The sequence below is a fragment of the Sphingomonas sp. genome (genome assembly GCF_050725575.1).
Taxonomy (GTDB): Bacteria; Pseudomonadota; Alphaproteobacteria; order Sphingomonadales; family Sphingomonadaceae; genus Sphingomonas.
Window position 1 is genome coordinate 24,213 of record NZ_JBOHHW010000062.1, and the last position, 6,006, is coordinate 30,218.

The 6,006-nt window shown below is 58.2% G+C and carries 4 protein-coding genes; 2 read left to right on the forward strand and 2 right to left on the reverse strand.

The features are described 5' to 3' along the window. Positions 1-579: 579 nt before the first annotated feature. The gene (locus tag ACRECS_RS24870; protein ID WP_431585657.1) at positions 580-2,982 is read right to left on the reverse strand and encodes a TonB-dependent receptor; all 2,403 of its coding nucleotides are present in this window, start codon (positions 2,980-2,982) and stop codon (positions 580-582) included. Further along, positions 2,964-3,497: an AMP-binding protein gene (locus tag ACRECS_RS24875; RefSeq protein WP_431585658.1), complete on the reverse strand. Its 534-nt coding sequence runs from the start codon at positions 3,495-3,497 to the stop codon at positions 2,964-2,966. The genes ACRECS_RS24870 and ACRECS_RS24875 overlap by 19 nt, the downstream gene beginning before the upstream one ends. Positions 3,498-3,668: 171 nt before the next feature. Between ACRECS_RS24875 and ACRECS_RS24880 the strand changes: the two genes are divergently transcribed. Together ACRECS_RS24880 and ACRECS_RS24885 are read left to right on the forward strand one after the other, a co-directional pair. Continuing rightward, on the forward strand, positions 3,669-4,709 hold the full coding sequence (locus tag ACRECS_RS24880) for an AraC family transcriptional regulator (protein WP_431585659.1): 1,041 nt from the start codon (positions 3,669-3,671) through the stop codon (positions 4,707-4,709). 703 nt (positions 4,710-5,412) lie between these two features. Further along, the gene (locus ACRECS_RS24885) at positions 5,413-5,982 is read left to right on the forward strand and encodes a tyrosine-type recombinase/integrase (RefSeq protein WP_431585660.1); all 570 of its coding nucleotides are present in this window, start codon (positions 5,413-5,415) and stop codon (positions 5,980-5,982) included. Positions 5,983-6,006 lie beyond the last annotated feature (24 nt).

The following is a 6,006-nucleotide window of genomic DNA, read 5'->3' on the forward strand; positions in this document are numbered from 1 at the left end:
TCCTAGGTCCGAACGGCTGCGGCAGCGATTGCGCTTGCTCTCCAATTCATTGCAAAATACATCAGACCTCTGCGGCGACAGCCAGCCCGTCTGCCGGTTTTACAGGAGCGTTCTCCTGCTCTATCCGCCTGTCACAATTCCGACCTTCGCTGTTCATAGCATGCTGTCCGGAACCCGGGAACGCCGGGGAAGTCAGCCAAATCTGTTCGAGGAATCTGGCATGTCATGGGATCTGCTTGACGAACCCGGGGCTTGGGTCACGGTGGAACAACATGTTAGATTATATGCATTGCTGATCGCGGCGCTCGACGACGAAGCGATCGCGTCTCACGTCCGCTGCGCCCGGAGAGCCATGGGCTGATCGTGCGTTCGACCCGCGGCGCAAATGTCAGTTCGTTGCTCGAACGCGCTTTGCCGCAATGGCCCGATCTTCTCGACGTCGCACGTGTTACGGATTTATCCGCGCGCATGGCATTTGCGCGAGATCGGCCGCATCGAGCGCGCTCAACCTCGCGCAATGCCAGCGCCTTCGTCCAACGGAATATGACCTACTTACAAGCCGTTTGGAGACATCTCCATTTATTTGAAGTTGCGCGTCAACGTCAGGCCATAGGTCCGCGGCATGCCGGTAAACCGGATAAACGAGTCTCGTAGGTAATCGGCAGACGTATAATAATATTCGTTGCCGATGTTCTTTACGAACGCGCTTATCCGCCACCGGTCGTCGGTGGTGTAGAGGCCGATCGACGCATTCGCGAGGAAATAGGGTTTCAAGCGGTAAGGATTGGTATTTTCCAGATCACCATAGGACTGCGACTGGTAGCTGCCGTTAACATTGAAATCGACGCCGAGCGTTGCCGACACGCTGCGCCGGTAATCGATCGAGCCGGTCGCCTGGAACTTGGGCGTGTAGGTAAATTGCTTGCCCCGGAAATTCACGGGTTGGCCGCGATTGTTGAAGCCGTTGTTTTCAAGAATCTCCGATTTCAATAAAGTCCCGTTCAACTGGAAGTTAAAACCGCCTGTTCGATAGGAAATCTCGCCTTCTATACCATAAACCCGCGATCGCGGAATGTTAAGGATGCGGTTGAGTGTCGTGAAGACCGGGTCAGGGACGAGTCCAAACATCTGCTTGTTCGCATAATCATAGTAGAATCCGGCGACATTGAGCTGAACCCTGCGGTCGAACAGTTTCGACTTTATACCCGCTTCATAGCTGTAGACGCGCTCCTGCGTTGCCGGTTCGTACTGGATGTCGAGGTTGGCGGCAATCAGCGGAAACGCCCCGCTCTTGTAGCCACGTGCAACCGATGCATACAGCAGAACATCGGAGTTCGCCTGGTAGCTGGCGCTGGCGCGGAACGAGAGGTTGTTGGCATTGAGCTGTCCGTCGATGATGTCGTGATGCGCGGTGAAGCCCTGCGTATAGGTCAGGCAGTGGTTCGGCGTCAGAATGGCGCTCGACTTTGTCAGGAAGTTCACGGCCAGGTTAAAGATCGGAACGGTGTTGCCTTGGTAATCATAGCTACACGACCGGGCGCTCAAACGATCGTTGGTGTAACGCAAACCGGCGTTGATCTTGAACGTCGACGACATTTTGAATTCTGCGTTGCCGAAAATGCTCTTGGTCGTGCCAGTCTGGTCGGTCTTGTCGTAGAAATTACGGAAGCCATTGGCGATCTGCGCCGGTGTATAGATCGTCTGCGGAATTCGGCCGCTTAAGAAACGCAGCGCGCCGATGGTGCTTGCGTCGTTGACATAGCCCGTCTCGCTGTCGAAAATCTTGTCGTGCGAGTAATAGCCGCCGACGATGTAGGTCAGGCGATCTTCGGCGGTCGCACCCTGCAGGCGAAGCTCCTGAGAGAACGATTCGACTCTGCCCGCCGAATTGTACGCCACGAATTCGAAAGGTGTGCCGTCAGCCTCGTTCGTATCGTTGCGATTGAGCCGATTATAGCCGGTCAGGGCAACGAGCTTAAGCTGATCCGAAAAAGCGAATTCAAGCCGCTCGGATAAGGCCAGGAAGTCCGAATGCGCCTTGAACGGCGGCTTGTTCCCGGTCTGCGGATCCCAATCAGCTTGCGTATCGGTTGGGTTGGTCGGGACGCTGTTGGCCGCGCCGGGCTTCAAGAACGCGGGTTGGTCTGGGCTGATCGAGCTGGCCTGGGGCGCCTGCGTATCCGAGCGATCGCGCCAGTAATTGATGGTGAATTGCGAGGAGATCGTGTCGGTCGGCGCCCAGTCGAGTGAACCCCGCAACGCTTGGCGGCTCTTCTTGCCGAGACGATCGTCGCGGGTCACGCTGCGCTGCCACCCTTCGTCGGAATTCTCGGTCCTGAATGCAAGGCGGATGCCGAGCGTATCCGTAAGCGGACCGCTGACGAAACCGTCAAAATTATAGGTTTTGTAGCTGGCATAGGTCGCGGACAACGAACCCTCCAACGACTTGGTCGGACGCGCCGTAATGAAATTGATCAGACCGCCGGTGGTGTTGCGTCCGTAAAGCGTCCCTTGCGGCCCTTTCAGCACCTCGACGCGCTCCACGTCGAACAGCGGGCCGTTGCTCATATACGGATAGGCAAGCGAAACTTCATTGGTGTAGACGCCGACCGGTGAGGTCGCCGACAGGTTCCGCGTGTTGAAACCGACCCCGCGAAGCGTGTAGATTGGCGTGCCGAGGCCAGAACGTGCGAAGGTCAGGCCGGGAACGACCGCAGTCAGCGCACTGGTGTCGGTGATGCCGGCCTTCGCCAGAGTGTCGCCGGCGAACGCTTGAATCGAGAGCGGAACCTTGTTGATATTCTCGCTGCGCTTCTGCGCGGTGACGATGATGTCGTCCGATTGCGGCTGATCCAGACCGTTTGCCGCAGGCGCCGGCGCGCTGGCGGCGGCTGGGGGCTGTGTCTGGGCATCGCCGCGCCCAGGCACCATTAGCGCCGTGAGCATGGTTGTAGACAACAAGATCAGGTTGAACGTACGCATCGGGCTCCCTCCCCAGAATTTGGCGCGCTCGTTGACGCACCGGTTGTGTGTTTAATCATGTCCGGGACAGGCGCCGCCGCCGCGACGAGCGTTTCATAGGCGTGCATCCCGGCCGGTGCTTCCGCGTCCCCGCAGTAAATAACCTCGCGCAGTGATGGCGCTTCCAACCGCAGTTCCGCGACAAGTCCGCTAAAGCGTTCGTCGATCAGCAGGATCGTTGTGCCGGAATCTCGCAACGAATAGGCGATCTCGGCGGCAGACCAGCGGATATTACATGGGTTCAGGACACCGCCACCCCGCGGCACGGCGAACTGATATTCAAGATAGCGTTCTGAATTGAGTGACAGCATCGCAACGCGGTCGCCCGGCTGCATCCCAAGGCGCTGCAACGCAGCCGCCAGCCGCGCAACACGATCGGCGAAGTCGCGATAGCTGCGCTCACCACCGGCACAACGGACGGCTATCTTGTCCGGATGTCGCTGAACCGCGCGGTGCAGTGCGTCAGTGAAATGCAAAATCGCTCTCCCATCGCCGTCTGTGACGGTCGAGCCATTTCCATGGCTTGTCGGTGATCCTAGGTCCGAACGGCTGCGGCAGCGATTGCGCTTGCTCTCCAATTCATTGCAAAATACATCACGCCTCTGCGGTGGCCGTCGGCCCGTTGGCCGACTCTATGAGAAATCTGAATGCCCTATGCGCCTGTCACAATTCCGGCCTTCGCCGTTCAAGGCATACTGTCCGGCGCCCGGAGCCGCTGGGAAAGTCAGCCAAACCTGATCAAGGAAATCGTCGTGCGGGCCGGCATGTCATGGGATCTGCTTGACGAGCCCGGCGCCAGGGTCACGGCGGAACAATATGTTAGATTGTATACGTTGCTGATTGCGGCGCTCGATGACGAAGCGATCGCGTTGCTTTCGCGCCCACTCCGTCCCGGTAGCTTCGCACTGATGGTCCGGTCGATGCGCGGTGCAAAAACCATCGAGGCGGCCGTGGACCGGGCGGCGCACACCCTGACCATATTGCAGGACGATCTGATTTTCTCCTGCGTGCGGGAAGGTGCACTGACCGGCATCACGTCGGAGCTTCGTCGCCCGGACACCGTGCTGCCGACCTTCGCGCATGAGTTGCTCATGCGCGTCTGCTGGCGGCTGATCGTCTGGATGCTGGATAGCGGATCCCGTCCGAAAAGCTTCGATTTTAGTTTCGATCGGCCGGCCTATGCCGACGCCTACGAAGCGATTTTCCCTGGTCAGCTGCTTTTCGGGCAATCTCGATCTGCTGCCTGGTTCGACAGTGCGGATTTGGCCGGCCCATTGCAGCGCAGCGACCGAGATGCTCAGACGTTTCTGAAATCCGCACCCGCCAACGTGATTGTACCAGGTCTCGTTCGCACAGGCGCTGGCGCGCGGGTAAGAGCCTTACTCGAGCACGCTATGCCGGGCTGGCCAGGCCTTCCAGACATCGCGCATGATATGGGCATGTCGATTGCGACCCTGCAGCGTCGTTTGGCACGCGAACGGACATCGTTTCGCGCCGTTAAGGAAGAGCTGCGCCGTGACCTGGCGATCACGAGACTCAATACGAGCCGGGTGCCCGTTGCGATCCTCGCCGGTGAACTCGGCTTTGCCGATAGTGCGACGTTTCAACGCGCTTTCAAGATATGGACGGGCAACTCTCCGGGGCGCTACCGCCAGCGAGAGCAACGTCCCGCGACAGCGAACGTCTAAAAAATCGTTGTGTACAGAGCGTCTCGCAATCACGTTCGATCTCCTCGCCCACAGCCATGCCACCGCCAGTGGCGAAAACAGCGCATCTTCGACACCCGCTGCCGGATACCGCCTGCGAACATCGAGCTGACGCGGTTCCACCAGAAACGCACCTCTCATGGCTAGGGCGATACCGCGCGCGACTAGCAGATTCTCGACGTTACGCAGCGAAAGCGGGAAACGGATATCCGATGATCAAATTCACGCGGAGCAATTGGCAGCTCCCGACCCGATTATGTTGAAAAACTCCCAAGGGGTGAGTGGACAATTGGAGAGAGTAACGATCAGTCGTGCTACATTTCAATTTGCTCATAATTGTTCAGTATTAACTATCTTGCTGTAATAACGTTGCTTGATTTCTGGCCGTTGCTAATGTCGGCAGAGTTTTTCAACATAATCGACCCAATAGCGGTCGCAGCTTCCTAGCGGATAGAGCGTCCGTTTTTAGGATCGCCCGTGCCTACGCCGGATGACCGAGTACGGGGCGCGTTGCTGCCAAGCGGCTTTTCGAAAGGCAAACGACAGGTCTCGCCAGAAGCTGCCGTTTATGGCTCGCGGGCGAATGGCGTGAGTTGGTCGGCAGGCGCCTCGGGGTAGTCTGCTCATCAGGCGCCGAAGCGTTCTTCGGACGGCCACTCTGGCCACTGGAGAACGATCATGGACCGTGGGCGCTAAGCGCGCGCTGAAGCCAAAGCAAATATGGGAGATCCGATCTCACCTCAATCAACGCCGCCGCTTGCGAGATCGGGCGCTGTTCGACCTTGCAATCGACAGCAAGCTCAGGGGCTGTGATCTCGTGCGGATCAAAATCGGTGACGTGGTCAGCGGCGGCCAGGTCCGGACGCGGGTGATCGTGATGCAGCAGAAAACGAATAGGCCGGTCCAGTTCGAACTGCTTCCGGATGCTCGAGCTAGCTTGTTAGCATGGCTTGAACGCCGCGGAGGCACGGTGGACGATTATGTCTTTCCGAGCCGGGTTGATCACAATGGGCACCTCAGCACACGTCAGTATGCTCGGCTTGTCGACGAATGGGTGACAGGAGTCGGCCTGATGCGAAGCGAATATGGCACTCACTCGCTTCGGCGAACGAAGGCATCGATCATATACAGAGCGACGGGCAATCTGCGGGCTGTCCAGATCCTTCTCGGCCATACCAAGATCGAGAATACGGTGCGCTATCTCGGCATCGACGTGGAGGACGCTCTGGCCCTTGCCGAAAACACTGAAATCTAGACAGACGGCTCCTCGCTGCTGGCG

Bases quoted from the DNA above. Each gene is read 5' to 3' on its own strand.
- ACRECS_RS24870 (WP_431585657.1), bottom strand. From the start codon at position 2,982: ATGCGTACGTTCAACCTGATCTTGTTGTCTACAACCATGCTCACGGCG.
- ACRECS_RS24880 (WP_431585659.1), top strand. From the start codon at position 3,669: ATGCCCTATGCGCCTGTCACAATTCCGGCCTTCGCCGTTCAAGGCATA.